A 19,236-nucleotide genomic window follows, 5' to 3' on the forward strand; every position below is an offset into this window, starting at 1 on the left:
GGGTACTGATCCGGGGGGAGGGGAGGGCGCCGGCCCGCCCGCCCGGGAGGGGCGGGGGGCCGGCGCGCGTCACCCGGCGGGCACCTCGGCGACGTGCTCGACAGGACGCCGGTTCGCCGCCGGCAGGGCGAGCGCGGCGACGAAGACCACCACCGCGCAGGCGGCGCACACCAGGTAGGCGATCGAGAATCCCGCCGTGGTGATGCCCCCGTTCGACAGATGTGCAGCGAGAACGGTCGCGACCACCGCGCTGCACACGGTGCTGCCCGTGGTTCGCAGCAGCACGTTGACACCGTTCGCCGCCGCGGTCTGCTCCAGCGGGACCGCACCCATGATCAGCACCGGCAGCGTGCAGTACACGAGTGTGGTGCCGATGGCGGCGACGCCGAGCGCCACCACCACCGACCACAGCGGCTTGTCCGGCACCGCATGCAGCGAGTATCCGCACAGCAGGAACAGTGCGCCGGCCAGCATGGGGACCTTCGTTCCCCACCGGTCGGACAACCGCGCCGCGACGAGGGAGAACGACATCATCGCGAAGCTCGCCGGCAGCTGGCACACGGCCGCGAGCAGGATCGGCAGCCCGTAACCGGCGCCGCGGTCCGGGTCGGCCTGCAGCAGCTGCGTGGTGATGAGAGTGTTGCCGTAGAACGCGAACCCGACCAACAGGGCGGCCAGGTGCGGCATCAAAACGGTGCGCCGCGCCGAGACCCGCAGATCCACGAGCGGGTTGCGGTTGCGCAACTGCTGGAAGCCCCACAGTCCGAACAGGACCACGGCGGCGGCGAACATCGACAGCACGGCCGGGCTGGTCCAGCCCCAGGTGCTGCCCTGGGTGATCGGGACGAGCAGGCTCACCAGCGCGGCCGTCAGGCCGACCGCGCCGACGCCGTCGAACCGGCCTCCGGTGCGGGTGCGGGACTCCCGGACGAACACCGCGGCCGCGGTCATCACCGCCGCTCCGATCGCGGTGGTGACCCAGAACAGCACGTGCCAGTCCGCGAACTGGACGATGGCGGCGGCGAACGGGATGCCCAGGGCGGTGCCCAGCCCGAGAGTGGAGCTGAGCAGGGCGATCGCCCGTCCGATCCGTTCCCTGGGCAGTTCCTCGCGCAGGATCGACATGCCGATCGGGATGATCGCGGCGCCCGCGCCCTGCAGGCCGCGGGCGGTGATGAGCACCGAGATGTTCGAACTGATCGCGCACAGCAGCGACCCGACGGTCATCAGAACCAGAGCGACGAGCAGCATGCGCTTCTTGCCGACCATGTCGGCGAGCCGCCCGAAGATCGGGGTCATCACGGCCCCGACGAGCAGCGTGGTTGTCACCAGCCACGACACGGCCGTGGTGCCGGCACCCGTCAGCGCCGGCATGCTCGGCAGCAGCGGCACCATGACCGTCTGCATGATCGCCTGGAAGATCGCCCCGACCGCGAGGATCGGGAAGACGAAACGCGACGGCCGGGGCGCGACGGCCGTTCCCGACCCGCCGGCGGACGACACGGCGAGGGGCCGCTGCGGCCGGGACCCGCGCAGCCGGAGGGGATGGCTGGACACGTACGCCATCGGTCCTCCTCCGCGTGGGGTGAATAATTGTTTACCAGGCTAAGTGAATAGCCGTTTACCCCGCAACAGAGGTGACCCGCGTCTCACCCCGGACCGTCCGTCACTCCGCCCCGTCGAGCAGCTCCTGCACCAGCGGCGCGTACCGCGCCACCACGTCCGGAACCGAACCGGTGGCCCGCTCCCCCAGCATCCGGCGCCGCATGATCGCCAGCCCCATCACCATCGACATCGCCAGCTCCGCGCGCAGCCGCGCGTCCGGACCGGGCAACCGCGCGGCGAGCGCGTCGATCATCTGCTTCGAGTAGTTCTCCCGGAGCGTGCGGTTGCTCTCCTCGCTCGCCCCGCTCATGAACAGGATGTTCATCGAGAGCGGTTTGTACGGCTCGAGCGGCCGGGCCAGCATCGAGACCATCCGCTCCCCCAGCTCCCCGAGCGGGCCGTCGAACAGCACCCGCGCCGCCTCCTGGAAGTCGACCAGGGCGTCGAACAGCTGTTCCTTGGAGCCGAAGTACTTGATGATCAGCGGCGCGCTGACCCCGGCATCCTCGGCGATGTCCTTGAGGGTGATCTCGCGGTACGGGCGCGTCGCGAACGCCATGCCCGCCGCGTCGAGGATCCGGCGGCGCGTCTGCTCCCCGGTGCGCCTCGGCGCCGTCACAGTGTGCGTCGGCCCGAGAGCGCCCGACCGAGGGTCAGCTCGTCGGCGAACTCGAGGTCGCCACCCATGGGCAGACCGGACGCCAGCCGCGTCACCGTCAGGCCGGGGAAGTCCCGCAGCATCCGCACGAGGTACGTCGCGGTGGCCTCGCCCTCCGTGTTGGGGTCCGTCGCGATGATCACCTCGGTGACGTCGACGCCGTCCTCCTGGTTACCGATGCGGGTGAGCAGCTCGCGGATCCGCAGCTGGTCCGGCCCGATGCCGCTGAGCGGATCGAGCGCGCCACCGAGCACGTGGTAGCGGCCCCGGAACTCGCGGGTGCGCTCGATGGCCTGCACGTCCTTCGGCTCCTCGACCACACAGATCTGGGTGCGGTCCCGGCGCGGATCGGAACAGATCCGGCACCGCTCCTGATCCGACACCGTGCCGCACACCTCGCAGAACCGGACGCCGTCGCGCACCTGCTGCAGGGCCGCCTGCAGCCGGTCGATCTCCGGCGGCTCGAGCGACAACAGGTGGAACGCGATGCGCTGGGCGCTCTTCGGACCGATGCCCGGCAGCTTGCCGAGCTCGTCGATCAGGTCCTGGACCGGTCCCTCGTACACGTGACTCCTCTAGAAGCCGGGCAGGCCGGGGATGCCGCCGCCCAGCCCGCCGGCCAGCGGGCCGAGCTTCTCGGAGGCGATCTCCTGCGCCTTCGCCGACGCGTCGGCGATCGCGCCGATCACCAGGTCCTGCAGCGTCTCCACGTCCTCGGGGTCCACGACCTTCGGGTCGATGCGCAGGCCGACAACCTCGCCGGTCCCCTTCACCGTCGCCGTCACCAGGCCACCACCGGCCTGGCCGGTCACCTCCGCCTGCGCCATCTCCGCCTGGGCGGCCATCAGCTGCTGCTGCATCTGCTGGGCCTGCGCCAGGAGCTGCTGCATGTCGGGCATTCCACCGGGTTCCAAGGCATGTCCTTTCGCGGGATTTCGCAACCGGGATTTCGCAACTCAGGGTAGTCCGTCCCCGGTACCGTGACGGCATGCGCGTGCGTGGACTGTCCCGCCGGATCACCGTCGCCGCCGCCTGCGTGCTAGCCCTGTCCCTACCGGGACTGCCCGCGACCGCGAACCAGGACCTGCCGCTGGCCGGACGCACCGTCTTCCTCGATCCCGGCCACAACGGCGCTAACGACGCGAGCATCGCCACCCAGGTACCCACCGGTCGCGGCGGCACCAAGAACTGCCAGACCACCGGCACCAGCACCGACTCCGGCTACGCTGAGCACACCTTCAACTGGGACGTGGCCACGCTCGTGCGCGCCGAACTCGAGCGGCTCGGCGCGCACGTGCTGCTCAGCCGGCCCGACGACACGTCCGTCGCCGCGTGCGTGGACCGCCGCGCCGAGGAGGCCAACGCCTCCGGCGCGGACGTCGTGGTCAGCCTGCACGCCGACGGCGGGCCGGCCGACGGCCGCGGCTTCCACGTCAACTACTCGGCGCCCCCGCTCAACGAGGTGCAGGCCGGCCCGTCCGTCGCCCTCGCCACCGCCGTGCGTGACGCCCTCGTCGACGCGGGCCTGACCCCGTCCACCTACCTCGGCACCGACGGCCTGCTCGGCCGCGACGACCTGACCGGGCTCAACCTGGCCCGCCGGCCGTCCGTGCTGGTCGAGTTCGGGAACATGCGCAACGCGGCGGACGCCGCGACGATGACCGGTCCCGAAGGGCGGCAGCGCTACGCCACCGCCGTCGTCGCCGGGATCGTCGCGTTCGCCGGCGAACCGGCCGAGGCTCTCTAGTCCAGTTCGCGCTTCAGGTTCGCCAGCACCTGCTCCTGGATCTTGCGCAGCCCGAGCGGCGCGAAGGTCTTCTCGAAGAAGCCACCGATGCCACCCGCGCCCTTCCACTCCGTCAACGTCACCACGGTCGAACCGGTGCCGTTGGGCACCACGCTCCACGTGGTCACCAGGGACGAGTTCGCGTCCCGCTCGGTGATCGTGCTACCCGACACCGCCACCCGCGCCTCGACGTCGCGGGCCCGCTTCTTCGTCGCCTGCAGGATCCAGTGCACGACCGTGCCGTCGCCGCGGCCACCCGAGAGCACCCGGTAGTCGCGGTACTGCTCGGTGAGGATGCGCGGACGCACCGACTCGTAGTCCGCGAGAGCCTCGAGCACCCGCTCCGGCGCTGCGGCGAGCTGAATCGAACTGCTGGCGCTTACCTGTCCCACTGTTCCTCCTGCATCTCGTGGGCCGCTCACGTCGCGGCCGTCACCTAGTCCCATCCTGCCTGCTGCATCGTCGCGCCCGGCCGGGCCCGCGGGGCTATTGTGAAGATCGCCACCGGCGCGTCGCCCCAGGGAGTCGTATGCAGAAGCCGAAGTCAGTCGTAGCCCCGAGCGGAGAATCCGCCCACCGGGCCGGTGTCGAGCGCCTGTTGCGCTCCTACCGCGCCATCCCGTCCGACGCTCCCGTGCGCCTGGCGAAGAAGACCTCCAACCTGTTCCGGGCCCGGGCCCGGGTGAACGCGCCGGGCCTCGACGTGTCCGGCCTCGGCGGGGTCGTCTCCGTCGACCCCGCCGCGCGCACCGCCGACGTCGCCGGCATGTGCACCTACGAGGACCTGGTCGACGCGACACTGCCCCACGGCCTCGCGCCCCTCGTGGTGCCGCAGCTGAAGACGATCACCCTCGGCGGGGCGGTCACCGGGCTCGGCATCGAGTCGACCTCCTTCCGCAACGGCCTGCCGCACGAGTCGGTCCTCGAGATGGACATTCTCACCGGCGCCGGCGAGATCGTCACCGCCACTCCCGACGGCGAGCACGCGGACCTGTTCCACGGCTTCCCCAACTCCTACGGCACCCTCGGCTACGCGACGCGCCTGCGCATCGAGCTCGAGCCGGTGAAACCGTACGTGGCGCTGCGGCACCTGCGGTTCGACTCGCTCGACGAGATGCAGTCCGCCCTCGACCGCATCGCCACCGAACGGGTGCACGCCGGGGTGCCGGTCGACTATCTCGACGGGGTGATGTTCTCGGCGACCGAGTCCTACCTGACCGTCGGCACGCAGACCGACGCGCCCGGACCGGTCAGCGACTACACCGGCGAGCACATCTACTACCGCTCCATCCAGCACGCGTCCGTCAACCATCCCCGGACCGACCGTCTCACCATCCGGGACTACCTGTGGCGGTGGGACACCGACTGGTTCTGGTGCTCGCGCGCCTTCGGCGCCCAGAACCCCCGGATCCGGCGGCTGTGGCCGAAGCACCTGCTCCGCAGCAGCTTCTACTGGAAGCTGATCGCCCTCGACCACCGCTACGGCATCGCCGACCGCATCGAGCGGCGCAAGGGCAACCTGCCGCGCGAACGCGTCGTGCAGGACATCGAGGTGCCGATCGAGCGGACCGCGGAGTTCCTGCGCTGGTTCCTCGACGAGATACCGATCGATCCGGTATGGTTGTGCCCCTTGCGGTTACGCGAGAACGGCCCCGCAGCGGGCGATGTCCAGCGCCCGTGGCCCCTGTACCCGCTCGAACCGAAGCGCACCTACGTCAACATCGGCTTCTGGTCGTCGGTCCCGACCGTCCCCGGCGAGATCGCAGGCGCCGCGAACCGTCGCATCGAACACAAGGTCGCCGAACTCGACGGACACAAATCGCTGTACTCCGACTCGTACTATTCGCGTGCGGAGTTCGAGCAGCTCTACTACGGTGGCGGGGACTATCCCGCCCTGAAGAAGCGGTACGACTCCGAATCCCGTTTGCTGGACCTCTTCGCGAAGGCGGTGCACAACAGATGACCACGTTGCGAGAACCACGCCCGCACGACGGCCGGCTCACCCTCGCCCAGATCCTCGAGACCGTGACCGGCGGCGAGCTGCCGGTGCGGTTCACCGCGTACGACGGCTCCAGCGCCGGCCCCACGGACGCCCCGTACGGCCTGCGGTTGACCTCGACGCGCGGCACGACCTACCTGGCGACGGCCCCCGGCGACCTCGGCATGGCACGCGCCTACGTCTCCGGCGACCTCGAGGCCGAGGGCGTGCACCCCGGCAACCCGTACGAACTGCTGAAGGCTCTGGGGGACCTGCACTTCCAGCGTCCACCGGCGCTGACGCTCGCTCAGATCGCGCGCTCGCTGGGTCTGGAGACGCTCAAGCCCATCGCGCCGCCCCCGCAGGAGCACCTGCCGCGCTGGCGCCGGTTCGCCGAGGGCCTGCGGCACTCGCGCAGCCGCGACGCCGAGGTGATCCACCACCACTACGACGTCTCCAACGCGTTCTACGAGCGCGTCCTCGGGCCCTCCATGACGTACACGTGCGCCCTGTTCGACTCGGAGACGCAGAGCCTCGAGGACGCGCAGGAGAACAAGTACCGCCTCGTCTTCGAGAAGCTGCGGCTGCAGCCCGGGGACCGGCTTCTCGACATCGGCTGCGGCTGGGGCGGGATGGTCCGGTACGCGGCGCGGCGCGGCGTCAAGACGCTCGGCGTCACCCTGTCGCGTGAGCAGGCCGAGTGGGCGCAGAAGGCCATCGCCGAGGAGGGCCTCACCGACCTCGCCGAGGTCCGCTTCTCCGACTACCGCGACGTGCCCGAGACCGGCTTCGACGCGATCTCGTCGATCGGGCTGACCGAGCACATCGGCGTGCAGAACTACCCGGCGTACTTCCGGCGGCTGCACGACAAGCTGCGCGAGGGTGGGCTGCTGCTCAACCACTGCATCACCCGTCCGGTCAACCGCGGTCCCGTGAGGGCCGGGGGCTTCATCGACCGGTACGTCTTCCCCGACGGGGAGCTCACCGGCTCGGGACGCATCATCACCGAGGTCCAGGACGTGGGCTTCGAGGTGCTGCACGAGGAGAATCTGCGCCAGCACTACGCGCTGACCCTGAAGGGCTGGTGCGAGAACCTCGTCGCCGACTGGGACGCCTGCGTCGCCGAGGTCGGCGAGGGCACCGCCCGCGTCTGGGGCCTGTACATGGCCGGATCCCGTCTCGGCTTCGAACGCAACGTCGTTCAGCTGCACCACGTCCTGGCCGTCAAGCTGGGCCCGGACCAGGTGCCGAACGTCCCGCTGCGCCCCTGGTGGGTCGCCTAGGCGGCTCCGCCGCCGTGGTGTCCTTTCGGATCTCAGGCGGTCCGAAAGGACACCACGCACCTCGGGCATCTCGGTGCTTCCGTCCGCACCCACCCCATCCGCTCCAGCACGGTCGCGATCTCCGCCGCAACCTCGCACGGCGTGCGGTCGACCTCCTCGAATCCGTATACGAGCCGGGCCCTCCCGGCGAGTTCCGCCGCGTTGTCACGACGACGATCCCGGAACGCGACCTCCCGCATCGCGTGCACCCGCCGGCCGTCCAGTCGGACGATCAACTGCCGGCCTGCGACGTCGTACACGCAGTCCTCGTACAGCGTTCGACCGTCGACCGATACCGGACCCTGCCGGTGCGCGCTCGGCAGGGCGTGCGCGACCTCCACGTCGTCGGCGAAGGCGGCCTCGAGCACCGACTGGACACCGTCGGCGAGCAGTGTCACCGCCGAGTCCAACGCTTTGACGTAGCGGTAGGGCCGCCGTTGTTGCATCCGCTTTCGGAGCTCCGACAGACGAATGCCACCGTTCGTGACGGTGGCGATCAACGAGGCGTAGCCGTCGGCTGCGGTGGGCGCCGCGGTTGCGAGATCCAGAGCCGTATCGGCCCGCGAGGTACGCGGCGGGTTGGTGTCGACGCCGATGTACGCATGCGCCTTGGACCGATGCACGATCACGCCTGGGTGCAACGGGGCGCCGTGGTTCGGCACGGGTACCGTGCCGGATCGGACCCTGGTGGGCGCTTGCCCTTTCGTGGACAGGCCCCGCGGAACCGTGATGTGCACGGGCCGGATCGGATCGAGCGGAATCATGCCCCACTCCTCGGCGGCGGTGTGATGGCTGAGGATCGTCGCGCCGCCCCCGAACAACACGGCCGCCATGAGAATCATGTCGCGGCTCAACGGCCCGTTCGTGACGGCGTACACGCCCCGGAGTACCCACTGCCACCTCCCCGCCTCGAGATGGCGACGGATCCGTGAACGTGGGTACCCGTGCGGGGTGAGCTGCGCCTGCGTGACCAGGCCGAACTGACGATCGAGAAGCGTCTGGAACTCGGCGGGCAGATGCGGCGTGACCATGCCCGCAATCTTCGGACACCGGAACGACCACAGCCTGCGACGAAAGATGTATTCGGCGCAGGCTGTGGATAAATCGTGAGGGTGGGGACAAACCTTCGTGGTGTCCTTTCGGACCGCGTCAGGTCCGAAAGGACACCACGGCGCGTCAGCGCAGGGACGCCGGCGGGGTGAAGCGCTCGCCGTACTTGGCGGCGAGTTCCTCGGCGCGCTTGACGAAGCCCTCCTTACCGCCCGGGTAGCCGGCGATGTACTGGGCGACGCCACCGGTCCAGGCCGGGAAGCCGATGCCGAGGATCGAGCCGATGTTGGCGTCGGCGGTGGTGCGCAGCACGCCCTCGTCGAAGCACTTCTGGGTCTCGATGGCCTCGATGAACAGCATCCGCTCGATCAGATCCTGGATCGGGATGTCGGTGGGTGCGCTGCTGAACTTCTCGCGCAGGCCCGGCCAGATGCGGGTGCGCTTGCCGTCGGCGTACTCGTAGAAACCGCCGCCACCGGCGCGGCCCGGGCGCCCCTCGTCGACGAGGAAGTCGACGACGGTGGTCGAATCGTCGTGCGGCACCTTCAGACCCGACGCCTCGGCGGCAGCCTCGGTCTCCTTGCGGATCTTCTGCATCAGCGTCAGGTTCAGCTCGTCCGACAACTGCAGCGGCGGAGCCGGGTAGCCGGCCTGCGAACCGGCCTGCTCGATCGTGGCCGGCTCGATGCCCTCGCCGACCATGCGGATCGCCTCGTTGACGAACGTGCCGATGACGCGGGAGGTGAAGAAGCCCCGCGAGTCGTTGACGACGATCGGGGTCTTGCGGATCTGCTGGGCGAGATCGAACGCCTTGGCCAGCGTCGCGTCGGAGGTCTTCTCGCCGGCGATGATCTCGAGCAGCGGCATCTTGTCGACCGGCGAGAAGAAGTGCAGGCCGATGAAGTCCTCCTGCCGCTTCACTCCCTCGGCGAGGCCGGTGATCGGCAGGGTCGAGGTGTTCGACCCGAGCACCGCGTCCGGCGCGACGACATCCTCGATCTCCTGGAACACCTTGTGCTTGAGCCCGGTGTTCTCGAACACGGCCTCGATGACCAGGTCCGCGCCGGCCAGGTCGGCGGCGTCGGCGGTCGGCGTGATGCGGGCGAGCAGCGCCGCGGACTTCTCCTCGGTGGTCTTGCCACGGGCGAGAGACTTGGCCTCGAGGCCCTCCGAGTAGGCCTTGCCCTTCTGCGCCGACTCGATCGCGACGTCCTTGAGGATCACCTCCATGCCGGCCTTGGCGCACACGTAGGCGATGCCCGCGCCCATCATGCCGGCGCCGAGCACGGCTACCTTCTGGAACGTGGTCTTCGGGAACGGCGTGCCGTCGGCCTGCTTGGGGCGCGACGCCCCGGAGTTGATGGCCTGCATGTCGAAGAAGAACGCCTGGATCATGTTCTTCGCGACCTGGCCGGTGACCAGCTCGGTGAAGTAGCGGCCCTCGATCTTCGACGCGTTGTCGAAGTCGACCTGCGCGCCCTCGACGGCGGCGGCCATGATGGCCCGCGGGGCGGGCATCGGGGCGCCCTTGAGCTGCTTGCGCAGGTTCGCGGGGAACGCCGGCAGGTTCGCCGCGAACGACGGCGACGCGGGGGTGCCGCCGGGGATCTTGAAGCCCTTCTTGTCCCAGGGCTGCACGCCGCCTTCGGGATTGGCCTTGATCCACGCCTTCGCGGCGGGGACGAGTTCGTCGATCGAGCCGACGACCTCGTCGATCAGGCCGAGTTCCTCGGCCTTGACCGGGTTGTACTTGTTGCCCTGCAGCAGCAGCTGCATCAGCGCGGTCTGGATGCCGAGCATGCGCACGGTGCGGGTGACGCCACCGCCACCGGGCAGCAGGCCCAGGCTGGCCTCGGGCAGGCCGATCTGCACGCCCTTGACGTCGGCCGCGATGCGGTGGTGGGTGGCCAGGGCGATCTCGAGACCGCCGCCGAGGGCCGCGCCGTTGATCGCGGCGACGACGGGCTTGCCGAGAGTTTCGAGCCGGCGCAGGTCCGCCTTGATGCCCTCGACCTCGTCGAAGATCCGCTGCGCGTCCTCGGGGCCGACCTTGATCATGTTCTTCAGGTCACCGCCGGCGAAGAAGGTCTTCTTCGCGGAGGTGATCACGACACCGGTGATGTCGTCCTTCTCGGCGACCAGGCGGTCGACGGTGGCCTTCATCGACGCCTTGTAGAGCTCGTTCATGGTGTTGGCGCCCTGGTTCGGGTCGTCGAGGGTCAGCACCACGATGCCGTCGGCGTCGCGCTCCCAGCCGATCATGTTGTTCTCAGTCACTGTGAATTCCCCAGTCCCTTCCGAAGTTTCAGACACGCTCGATGATCGTGGCCACGCCCATGCCGCCACCGATGCAGAGGGTGACGAGGGCGCGGCGGGCACCGCGGCGCTCGAGCTCGTCGACCATTGTTCCCGTGATCATGGCGCCGGTGGCGCCGAGCGGATGCCCCATCGCGATGGCGCCGCCGTTGACGTTGAGCTTCTCGTCCGGGATCTTCAGGTCCTTCTGGAACTTGAGCACGACCGACGCGAACGCCTCGTTGATCTCGAACAGGTCGATGTCGTCCACGGTCAGGCCGGCGGCGGCGAGGGCCTTGTGCGCGGCCGGGGTGGGGCCGGTAAGCATGATCGTCGAGTCCGCACCCGAGGTAGCGGTGGCGACGATGCGGGCCCGCGGGGTCAGGCCCATGTCCTTGCCGGCCTGCTCGGAGCCGACCAGCACCAGCGCGGCGCCGTCGACGATGCCGGAGCTGTTGCCGCCGTGGTGGACGTGGTCGATCTTCTCGACGAAGTGGAACTTCTGCAGCGCGACGGCGTCGAAACCGCCCATCTCGCCGACCATCGCGAACGACGGCTGCAACCCGGCCAGGCCCGCGAGGGTGGTGTCGGGACGCATGTGTTCGTCGTGGTCGAGAACGGTCAGGCCGTTCTGGTCCTTGACCGGCACCACGGACTTGGCGAAGTAGCCGCCGGACCACGCCGCCGCGGCCAGCTGCTGCGAACGCAGCGCATACGCGTCGACGTCCTCGCGGCTGAAGCCTTCCATGGTGGCGATCAGGTCGGCGCTCACACCCTGCGGCACGAAGTAGGTGTCGTAGTTGGTGGCCGGGTCGAGGGCCCACGGGCCGCCGTCCGAGCCCATCGGCACCCGCGACATCGACTCGACGCCACCGGCGACGACGAGTTCGTCCCAGCCGGAGCGGACCTTCTGCGCGGCCATGTTCACGGCCTCGAGGCCGGAGGCGCAGAAGCGGTTGATCTGCACGCCGCCCACGGTGTCGGGCATGCCCGCCGCGGTGACGGCGGTGCGGGCGATGTCGGCACCCTGGTCGCCCACCGGTCCGACGACGCCGAGGATCAGGTCCGAGATGCGGTTCTCGTCCAGGTCCGGGAACCGCACGCGCAGTTCGTCGATCAGGCCGGTGACCAGGGAGATCGGCTTGACCGAATGCAGCGACCCGGTCTTCTTGCCGCGGCCGCGCGGAGTTCGGATGGCTTCGTAGATGAATGCCTCGGAGGTCACAGTGCAGGGTTCCTTCCCGTGCTTTGCGGATGCGAGGGGCGGCGGCTCGTGACAGCCGTCACGCCCGACCTCGTTCACCCTAGGAGCGGAGGCGCCCCCGATTGAAGGACCGAACCGAGCGGAGTCCGTGACCGAACCGAGCGGACGTTCACGCCCCGAGGCCGGCCTCGCGGGCCCGCACGATCGCCGTCGACCGGTCGGCGGCGCCGAGCTTGCCGAGCACGTTCGACACGTGGTTGCGCACCGTTTTCGGACTCAGCACCAGCCGGCGGGCGATGGTCGCGTTGTCGTGCCCGCGCGCCATCAGGTCCAGCACCTCGCGTTCGCGATCGGTGAGTTCCGGGAACACCGCGGGCGCCAGGGTGCGGGAGGCGGCCATCGCCCCGATGGCCTTGGCGGCGACGGCGGCACCGACGATGACCTCGCCGTCCGCGACGGCCCGGATCGCCCGCTCGACACCCGACGGGTCCGCACCCTTGACGAGGTAGCCGCGCGCCCCGGCGCGCACCGAGGCGACGAGCGACTCCTCGTCTTCGTGCATCGTCACCACCAGCACCCGCAGCCCGGGGAAGCGCGCGAGCAGCTGCCGGGTCGCCTCGATGCCCGAGCCGTCCCCGAGTTCGAGGTCCATGAGAACGACGTCGACGTCCGCGGTGATCACCTCGAGCGCCTCGGCGACCGAACTGGCCTGGGCCACCACCTCGATGCCGTCGAGGGTGCCCAGCAGCGCGACGAGCCCGAGCCGGAACACGGGGTGGTCGTCGACGACGGCGACGGCGATCGCCGCGGGGGCGCTCACGACGGCCCCCACGGGAGGTGTGCCGTAACGACGGTGCCGTGCGGCTGCGCCGCGGCGATCTCGACGGTGCCGCCGACGTCCTCGGCGCGTTCGCGCATGCTGTGCGTCCCCACTCCCCGCCGGGCGTTCCGGTCCATCCCGCGGCCCGCGTCGCGCACCTCGAGGGTGAGCCGGTCCGCCGTCACCCGCACGAGCACCCGGCACCCGTCGGCGCCGCTGTGCCGCCGCGCGTTGGTGACCGCCTCGGCGGCGATGCCGTACGCCGCCGCGACGACCGCACCGCCCCGGCCCGGTGGCACGTCGGCGTCCACGTCGACGCGGAATCCACTGCGCGAGTGGACCGCCGACATCTCCTCCAGCGCGGCGGCGAGACCGAGCTCGTCCAGGACGGGCGGCAGCAGCCCCCGGGAGAGCTCGCGCACGCCCTCGACCTGGTGGTCGAGCTCGCGCAGCAGCGAGTCGATCAGCGGAGCGGCGCCGGCAGAATCACTGTCGACGAGGTTGCGGGCGCCCTGCAGCCCGAGCCGGATGCCGGCGAGGGACGGACCGAGCCCGTCGTGCAGTTCCCGGCGGATGGTGCGGCGCTCGGCGAGCCGGGCCTCGGTGAGCCGAACGCGCGCCGCGTCGAGTTCCTCCGAGGACCGCAGCACCACAAGGCCGGCCTCCACCACAGAGGCGAGTTCGCCGAGCGCGCGGAAGCTGCGGGGCCCCAGCGTCTCCCCGGGCGGGGCAGTCACCTCGAGCCGGCCGTCGCGCAGGACGACCTGCTCGGCGGGCCCGGTGGGGGTGCCCCATCGGGCGAGCGTCTCGTCGTCGCGGCGCACCGTCACCGACTCGAGGCGCAGCGCCACGCCGACTCCGGCGGCGAGGTCCTCGAGCAGCCGGCGCGGCGTCTGCGCCCCGGCGAAGTGGCGGCCCAGCCGGCGCACCGCGCTCGCCGGGTCGTCACCCTCGCCGTAGACGAGGGTGTGCACGCGCCGGGTCAGCCAGGCCCGCACCGGTTGGACGGCCAGGGCCACCGCGACCGCGGCGATGGCCTGGGCGACGACGGATCCGTCCGTCGGCAGGATCAGGGCGACGGTGGCGGTCACGGCGAGGTAGCCGGTGGCGAGTACCGCGACGAGGCTGCCGGCGACGGCTGCGCGGCTGACCGCGAGGTCGAGCCCCCACAGCCGTTGCCGCAGCACCACCACGAGGATCGCGACCGGGTAGAACGCCTGCGTGGCCAGGTGCAGCAGCGGCGTGAGCATCCACGGCAGACCGGGCACGGCCAGCGGGATGTAGGACACCGCCATCAGCGCGGTGCCGAGCGCGAGCCAGCCCAAGCCGATGCGATCGGAGACCGGGCCGCACCGCCACCGGTAGGTGATGTCCGCGGCGGCGAGCAGACCGACCGTGACGACGGGCAGCACGAGCCAGCCGACGGCGGTGCCGGTGAAGGTACGGGCCCAGAAGAACCACGCGGTGACCAGGGCACCGGCGAGTACGCCGAGGCGGGCGCGCCGGTCGAGCGGCGGTTCGCGGACCAGCCAGGGCACCACCAGGAACAACGCCAGGGTGCCGGGGATCCACGCGGTGCTCTGCAGCGGGGCGAGGACCCCGGCGAACGGCAGTCCGGGCCGCACCTCCGCGAGCTTCGTCCAGGCGTAGCTCAGGGCCGAGAGCCCGACGCCGATCGATGCGAGCGACAGCAGGATCGGCACCGGATGCACCCGGCGTGCGAGCACCACCCCGGCGACGGTGCCGTACACCGCGGCACCCACGACGTCGACGAGGAAGAACAGCTGATCCGAGTCGAGGTCCGGACGGGCGGCCGCGAAGACGGCGAGGGCGGTGACGGCGAGACCGCACGACAGCACGGCGACGACGGCGGCGGGCACCGGTGCGCCACCGGTGCCCGCCGCCGTCTCGGATGCGTCCGCAACAGCCATGGTGCGGTGAGTATGCCCCGCGGCCGGTTCCGTCGCGCGGCAGCCTATCGGCGCGCCCTGTCGGAGACGGCGAATCCGACGCCGGCGACGAGCACCCACACGGGACCGACGAAGCCGGCCATGTATTGCAGCGGGGAGATCCCGAGCAGCGCGGTGAGGCCACCGAGCACCACGCTCGCCCAGCCCAGCCACCGCGGCGTCGCGCCGTGCCGCAGCGACGCGGCCGCCACCGCCAGGCCGCTGACCCCCGCGCCGACCCACAGCCACGGGATCGTGCCGACCCAGTGCGAGCCGACGACGGCGAACTCGGCGACCATCTGTCCCGGTTCGCTCAGCCCGAACAGCAGCTCGGTGTCCAGGCCGGCGCCGAGCAGTCCGGCGGTCGCCGTGAGCAGCAGACCGAACGCCGCGACCGACGGCAGCAGGCTGTCCTCGGGCAGGGCGATCCGCAGGCGGCGCTGCAGCCCGGCGGCGAAGATGAGCAGCAGCACCGTCGACACCATGAGCGACAGGTGCATCACCAGCAGTGGGGTCCGTTCGCCCGCGAACGCCTCGGCGATCGCGGGCGCGTTGCCGGCCGTGGATTCGTCGTAGGCGGCGCCCATGCCCAGGCTCGCCTGGATGGCGACGACCCCGGCGAGACCGGCGACGGCCCCCGACCATGCCCAGGCACTCGACGACGCGCGCCGTGCGGCCGTGCGTCCGTCCTCCGTCACGCTCACTGTGCTCATCGGTTCGGTGTCCCTCCCGTCGTACCGGCGCGCTCTGCGCCTGACGGAGAGGCTGCTGCGCCCGGCGTCCCGATCGCCAGGGACACCCGTCCCGTCCCGGTGGGAATTCTGCCGGCGGGATGCCGGACCGGCCCTCGCGCGCGCCGGTGCTTGTCGCGCGCGTGAGGACGCGCGCGACATGCACCATTCCGCGCGAGAGCGACTGCGCCGCGGATCAGACCAGCGCCGGACCGATCACGGCCAGCGCGACGAGCGCGATCAGCGCCGAGCAGCCGGCGATGGCCACACCACCGACCGGCGATTCGACGTCACCGAACAGCGGTTCCTCCTCGTCCCAGCACCACCGCGGCATCACTCCATGGAAGCGGCTCGCCCCCGCATGCGCAATGGGGCGAGCGGGATTCGGCCGAATTGCGGCAAGTTCCACGAGGTTTGCCCGGTTCCACCGGAATCCTCCGGCGCCGGGGCAGGAAGGATCAGGCCGGACGAACGGGGGCGACGATGTCCGCCGCGAGGGTGAGCAGCATGAAGGCCCCACCGACGACGACGAACGCGTACGTCACCGGCAGCAGCTTCACGAAGTCGACCGGCGCTCCGCCGGGTCGGCCCAGCCGGGCGCGCACCCGGTTCCGAAGATCCTCGTAGATCGCCACGGCCATGTGCCCGCCGTCGAGAGGCAGCAGCGGCAGCAGATTGAACAGGCCGACGAAGAGGTTCAGGCTCACCAGCAGCAGCACGAACGACTCCCAGGCGCCCCGCTCGACGGCCCGGCCCCCGAGCGATCCGGCCCCCACCACGCTGATCGGGGTGTCCGCGTCGCGTTCGCCGCCGGTCACCGACCGCCACAGCGACGCCACCTTCGTCGGCAGGTCCACCACCGTGCGCGCCGTGAGCACGGCGAGGTCGCCGGTGAACGCGAGGGCGGCGGGCACCGCGGTGACGACGTCGTACCGCACGGGACCGGCGGGCGGTCGCGCGGACACCCCGATCGCACCGACCGCCGTCGAACGCTCGGCCCCCGTCCGAGGGTCGACCACCCATCGCTGCACCTGCTCGGTCGCGACGGGCAGCACCAGCCGGCGGCCGTGCCGTTCGATCGTCAGTGCGACGACTCCTGCGCTGTCCCAGATCTTTCCGACCAGGTCGCCGAACCGGGTGACGCCCTCGCCGTCGACGGCGAGGATCACGTCGCCGGGACGTATCCCCGCGGCCGCGGCCGGTCCCGGGCCGTCGCACGCGGCGAGGCCGTACCCCGGGCCGGGCCGCTGCGACGACGGGACGCATCCGACGGACTCGACGACCACCTTCGGATGCAGATCCGGCAGCCCCCACCCGACGGCGAGCACGAGGACGAGGACCCCGGCGAGCAGGAAGTTCATGCCGATGCCGCCGGACATCACGACCAGCCGCTTCCAGGTCTTCTGCCGGTACAGAGCGCGGTCGTACTCGTCGGGGGTCAGTTCGTCGAGCGCGGTCGTGCCGGCGATCTCGCAGAATCCGCCCACCGGGATCAGTCCCAGCCCGTAGTCGGTCTCACCGCGCCGGACGGAGAAGAGCATCGGGCCACGTCCGAGGGAGAAGCGGCGCACCTTCATCCCGAGACGTCGGGCCGCCCACAGGTGACCCGCCCCGTGCAGGGCGACGGACACCGCGACCCCCAGTGCGAAGAGCACGACGCCCAGCGCGAACGTCACGGGTGATACGTCGCGTGCTCGCGGATGTACCCGCTGACGTTCCCCTCCGGGTCGCAGACCATGTCGCCCTCGAGGCACTCGGTGGTGACCGGGATGTGCCGCAACTCGCCCGCCGGCTGGGGAAGGGTGATGCCGGGGACGAGCGGCCCGGCGTACTGGGCGGGCCGGCCCTGCGCCGGATCGGCGATCAGGTGCACCCGTACCCGGTCCTGCAGGTCGGTGCCGTCGTCGTGCACGGGCGCCGCCGCATCGATCTCCATCGCAACCCTGCGCACGACGATCGCTCCCTGCGAGTAGCCGTACAGCTCGTAGCGCGTGCGCGGCCCGCATGCGGCCTCGGTCCGGCCGATCTCCGCCCAGAGATTCTGCACACCGATCTGCACCGACTGGTCCATGAACGTGTCCCAGCCGAACACCCCGGCGACCATGCCCGCCGGATACCGCACGTGCCGCACCGCGAAGTCGGGACTGTTGCGGTACTGATCGGTGTAGGAGTTGAGCGGGCTCTCGGGATCGATCGAGTCCGGCGTTTCGGGACCCTTCGTGCCGTCGACGGCGAGCACCACGGTCGGCGCACAGTACGAGGCCGGGGACGGGTCGGCATGGGCGATCGACACGGCACCGAACATCGAACCGAGGGTCAGCGCGCCGACGATCGCCACCCGGACAGCGGAAAGGATCATCGAAACCGTCCTTCAGCCCATGGGATCCAACCCAACGATTCCCGACCGCGTTCATAAGTAAGCACAGTGATCGTAAAGTCCGCAAATCGAACACGCGGGGGCGGTGCACCTCGGTGGGCTCAGCGGACGACATCGGCCAGATCCACGAAACCGTAACCCCGCGTCCGCAGACCGTCGATGATCGCCGGCAGCGCATCGGCGTCCAGGGTCGTGCCGTCGTCGGGGTTCGCGCCCACGTGCAGCAGAACGATCTGCCCGGGCGCGGCCGCGGCGAGGACCCGCTCGGTCACCGCCGCGGCGTCGAGACCACCGCTCGTGCCCTTCCAGCCGAGCGAATCCACGGTCCAGCGCACGGGCACGTAGCCGGCACCGTTGACGACGCGGATGTCGGCGTCGGTGCGGGCACCGAAGGGAAACCGGAACAACGGTACGGCCGGGCGACCCGTCAGTGCCGTGATCGCGCTCTCGGCCGCTGCGAGGTCGGCCCTGATCTGCTCGTCGATCAGATCCGGATAGGAGGGGTGGGTGTTGCTGTGGTTTCCCACCGAGTGCCCGGCGGCGGCGAGGGCACGGACCCGGTCCGGATACGTCCGCGCGAAATCACCGGTGACGAAGAACGTCGCCGGCACGTCGTAGCGGGCGAGCGTGGCGAGGATACGGGAGACGGCCGTATCGGAGGCTCCACCGTCGAAGGTCAACGCCACCACCTTCTCCTCGGTGGGGATCCGTTCGAGATCGATGCCGCGCAGGGCAGCAGGTACACCCGCCGGAGGCACCGGCACCGGACCGGACGACGGGGCGGGGAGGGTCGCGGAGGGCGCCGGCGCCGGCACCGGGGACGAGGGTCGGGGCAGCGTGGTGGCCGGCTCCGACGTCGGACTGCTCGTCGCGGTGGTTTCGGGCGGCTCGTCGGGCGGGCCGGAACCACAGGCCGTCACGACCAGGATCGACGCCGCGACGACGAGCGATCCGCGCCGGAACCGGATGTTCATGTGGACAGTGTGCCGCTCCAACCCGGCTGCGCCGCTGCGTTTGCCGGGTCGATCCCCCGGGTGCGGTGGAACACCACGCTCACGGCAAGGAGGACCTCCGCGGCCGCGACCGCCAGCGCGGCCGCCATGAGAGGGGGGATCGAGGCACCCGCCGCTGCACCGGCGACCGGAGCCACAGCGTGCCCGTGGTGGCCGCCCGCGGCCCGGCCCGGGCTCATGGTGGTCAGGTGCACCATGATCATCGCGACGTTCATGACGGTGACCAGGATCCAGTCCCGCTGGTCTCCGCGCATCCACAGGTGACGGGCGCAGTAGAGGCACCCGGCGACCATGACGAGGGTCAGGGCCGCCGAACCGGGCGACGGTGCGTGCTCCCCGAGCGAGCCGGCATGCAGGACGGCCGCCGACACGGCGAGGGCGGCGGCCGCCCGGCCGCACCACGTGGTGGTGGTGCGGCGGGCGGCTTCCGGAACCGTGGTGGACATGT

The 19,236-nt window shown here is 70.8% G+C and carries 19 protein-coding genes; 3 read left to right on the plus strand and 16 right to left on the minus strand.

Features of this window, described 5'->3' with window-relative positions:
* Positions 1-69: 69 nt before the first annotated feature.
* From G6038_RS17285 to G6038_RS17300, 4 genes are all read right to left on the minus strand, one after another.
* Positions 70-1,566: an MFS transporter gene (locus G6038_RS17285; RefSeq protein ID WP_165039046.1), complete on the minus strand. Its 1,497-nt coding sequence runs from the start codon at positions 1,564-1,566 to the stop codon at positions 70-72.
* 100 nt (positions 1,567-1,666) lie between these two features.
* Positions 1,667-2,224, minus strand: a complete 558-nt coding sequence (locus tag G6038_RS17290; protein ID WP_006947463.1) for a TetR/AcrR family transcriptional regulator — start codon at positions 2,222-2,224, stop codon at positions 1,667-1,669.
* Positions 2,221-2,829, minus strand: coding sequence for a recombination mediator RecR (recR, locus tag G6038_RS17295; protein WP_003935373.1), 609 nt, complete (start codon positions 2,827-2,829; stop codon positions 2,221-2,223). Before recR ends, G6038_RS17290 begins: the two co-directional genes overlap by 4 nt.
* Positions 2,830-2,838: 9 nt before the next feature.
* A complete protein-coding gene (locus G6038_RS17300; RefSeq protein WP_191902761.1) occupies positions 2,839-3,162 on the minus strand; it encodes a YbaB/EbfC family nucleoid-associated protein in 324 nt (107 codons plus the stop codon).
* Between the two features lie 89 nt (positions 3,163-3,251).
* On the opposite strand from G6038_RS17300, the gene G6038_RS17305 reads away from it, so the two are divergent.
* On the plus strand, positions 3,252-4,010 hold the full coding sequence (locus G6038_RS17305) for an Rv3717 family N-acetylmuramoyl-L-alanine amidase (RefSeq protein WP_165039048.1): 759 nt from the start codon (positions 3,252-3,254) through the stop codon (positions 4,008-4,010).
* Here the strand turns inward: G6038_RS17305 and G6038_RS17310 are convergent.
* On the minus strand, positions 4,007-4,441 hold the full coding sequence (locus tag G6038_RS17310) for an SRPBCC family protein (protein WP_029547133.1): 435 nt from the start codon (positions 4,439-4,441) through the stop codon (positions 4,007-4,009). The genes G6038_RS17305 and G6038_RS17310 overlap by 4 nt on opposite strands.
* Positions 4,442-4,578: 137 nt before the next feature.
* Between G6038_RS17310 and G6038_RS17315 the strand changes: the two genes are divergently transcribed.
* Both G6038_RS17315 and G6038_RS17320 read left to right on the plus strand, forming a co-directional pair.
* On the plus strand, positions 4,579-6,012 hold the full coding sequence (locus tag G6038_RS17315; protein WP_165039049.1) for an FAD-binding oxidoreductase: 1,434 nt from the start codon (positions 4,579-4,581) through the stop codon (positions 6,010-6,012).
* Complete coding sequence (locus G6038_RS17320) at positions 6,009-7,310, plus strand: class I SAM-dependent methyltransferase (RefSeq protein WP_165039050.1); 1,302 nt, start codon at positions 6,009-6,011, stop codon at positions 7,308-7,310. The genes G6038_RS17315 and G6038_RS17320 overlap by 4 nt, the downstream gene beginning before the upstream one ends.
* A 32-nt stretch (positions 7,311-7,342) precedes the next feature.
* Here the strand turns inward: G6038_RS17320 and G6038_RS17325 are convergent, their stop codons facing one another.
* The 11 genes from G6038_RS17325 to G6038_RS17375 all read right to left on the minus strand — a co-directional run bounded on the left by G6038_RS17325 (position 7,343) and on the right by G6038_RS17375 (position 19,234).
* The gene (locus tag G6038_RS17325; RefSeq protein ID WP_165039051.1) at positions 7,343-8,380 is read right to left on the minus strand and encodes a type IV toxin-antitoxin system AbiEi family antitoxin domain-containing protein; all 1,038 of its coding nucleotides are present in this window, start codon (positions 8,378-8,380) and stop codon (positions 7,343-7,345) included.
* 145 nt (positions 8,381-8,525) lie between these two features.
* Complete coding sequence (locus tag G6038_RS17330) at positions 8,526-10,676, minus strand: 3-hydroxyacyl-CoA dehydrogenase NAD-binding domain-containing protein (RefSeq protein WP_165039052.1); 2,151 nt, start codon at positions 10,674-10,676, stop codon at positions 8,526-8,528.
* Between the two features lie 28 nt (positions 10,677-10,704).
* Complete coding sequence (locus G6038_RS17335) at positions 10,705-11,919, minus strand: acetyl-CoA C-acetyltransferase (RefSeq protein ID WP_100056842.1); 1,215 nt, start codon at positions 11,917-11,919, stop codon at positions 10,705-10,707.
* A 148-nt stretch (positions 11,920-12,067) separates the two neighbouring features.
* The gene (locus G6038_RS17340) at positions 12,068-12,730 is read right to left on the minus strand and encodes a response regulator transcription factor (protein ID WP_165039053.1); all 663 of its coding nucleotides are present in this window, start codon (positions 12,728-12,730) and stop codon (positions 12,068-12,070) included.
* A complete protein-coding gene (locus G6038_RS17345; RefSeq protein WP_165039054.1) occupies positions 12,715-14,649 on the minus strand; it encodes a histidine kinase in 1,935 nt (644 codons plus the stop codon). The genes G6038_RS17340 and G6038_RS17345 overlap by 16 nt, the downstream gene beginning before the upstream one ends.
* 44 nt (positions 14,650-14,693) lie before the next feature.
* Positions 14,694-15,380 (minus strand): hypothetical protein, encoded by a 687-nt coding sequence (locus G6038_RS17350; protein ID WP_165039055.1) that lies wholly within the window; start codon positions 15,378-15,380, stop codon positions 14,694-14,696.
* Positions 15,381-15,594: 214 nt separating this feature from the next.
* The gene (locus tag G6038_RS17355) at positions 15,595-15,732 is read right to left on the minus strand and encodes a hypothetical protein (RefSeq protein WP_165039056.1); all 138 of its coding nucleotides are present in this window, start codon (positions 15,730-15,732) and stop codon (positions 15,595-15,597) included.
* Between the two features lie 124 nt (positions 15,733-15,856).
* Positions 15,857-17,074 (minus strand): site-2 protease family protein, encoded by a 1,218-nt coding sequence (locus G6038_RS17360; RefSeq protein ID WP_165039057.1) that lies wholly within the window; start codon positions 17,072-17,074, stop codon positions 15,857-15,859.
* Positions 17,071-17,757 carry a cutinase family protein gene (locus G6038_RS17365; protein WP_165039058.1) on the minus strand — a complete coding sequence of 229 codons (687 nt, stop codon included), beginning with the start codon at positions 17,755-17,757 and terminating at the stop codon, positions 17,071-17,073. Before G6038_RS17365 ends, G6038_RS17360 begins: the two co-directional genes overlap by 4 nt.
* A 119-nt stretch (positions 17,758-17,876) precedes the next feature.
* Entirely contained in the window at positions 17,877-18,749 is an 873-nt protein-coding gene (locus tag G6038_RS17370) for a polysaccharide deacetylase family protein (protein ID WP_165039059.1), read from the minus strand.
* The gene (locus G6038_RS17375) at positions 18,746-19,234 is read right to left on the minus strand and encodes a hypothetical protein (protein ID WP_165039060.1); all 489 of its coding nucleotides are present in this window, start codon (positions 19,232-19,234) and stop codon (positions 18,746-18,748) included. Before G6038_RS17375 ends, G6038_RS17370 begins: the two co-directional genes overlap by 4 nt.
* Between the last annotated feature and the right edge of the window lie 2 nt (positions 19,235-19,236).

Origin of the sequence: Rhodococcus sp. 14C212, assembly GCF_011058195.1 — a bacterium.
Lineage (GTDB): Bacteria > Actinomycetota > Actinomycetes > Mycobacteriales > Mycobacteriaceae > Rhodococcus > Rhodococcus aetherivorans.

Excerpts from the sequence above, each read along its gene's own strand:
- G6038_RS17370 (WP_165039059.1), bottom strand. The coding sequence starts at position 18,749 with ATGAACATCCGGTTCCGGCGCGGATCGCTCGTCGTCGCGGCGTCGATC.
- G6038_RS17365 (WP_165039058.1), bottom strand. The coding sequence starts at position 17,757 with ATGATCCTTTCCGCTGTCCGGGTGGCGATCGTCGGCGCGCTGACCCTC.
- G6038_RS17355 (WP_165039056.1), bottom strand. The coding sequence starts at position 15,732 with ATGCCGCGGTGGTGCTGGGACGAGGAGGAACCGCTGTTCGGTGACGTC.
- G6038_RS17285 (WP_165039046.1), bottom strand. The coding sequence starts at position 1,566 with ATGGCGTACGTGTCCAGCCATCCCCTCCGGCTGCGCGGGTCCCGGCCG.
- G6038_RS17305 (WP_165039048.1), top strand. The coding sequence starts at position 3,252 with ATGCGCGTGCGTGGACTGTCCCGCCGGATCACCGTCGCCGCCGCCTGC.
- G6038_RS17350 (WP_165039055.1), bottom strand. The coding sequence starts at position 15,380 with ATGAGCACAGTGAGCGTGACGGAGGACGGACGCACGGCCGCACGGCGC.
- G6038_RS17320 (WP_165039050.1), top strand. The coding sequence starts at position 6,009 with ATGACCACGTTGCGAGAACCACGCCCGCACGACGGCCGGCTCACCCTC.
- G6038_RS17375 (WP_165039060.1), bottom strand. The coding sequence starts at position 19,234 with ATGTCCACCACGGTTCCGGAAGCCGCCCGCCGCACCACCACCACGTGG.
- G6038_RS17325 (WP_165039051.1), bottom strand. The coding sequence starts at position 8,380 with ATGGTCACGCCGCATCTGCCCGCCGAGTTCCAGACGCTTCTCGATCGT.
- G6038_RS17345 (WP_165039054.1), bottom strand. The coding sequence starts at position 14,649 with ATGGCTGTTGCGGACGCATCCGAGACGGCGGCGGGCACCGGTGGCGCA.
- G6038_RS17315 (WP_165039049.1), top strand. The coding sequence starts at position 4,579 with ATGCAGAAGCCGAAGTCAGTCGTAGCCCCGAGCGGAGAATCCGCCCAC.
- G6038_RS17300 (WP_191902761.1), bottom strand. The coding sequence starts at position 3,162 with ATGCCCGACATGCAGCAGCTCCTGGCGCAGGCCCAGCAGATGCAGCAG.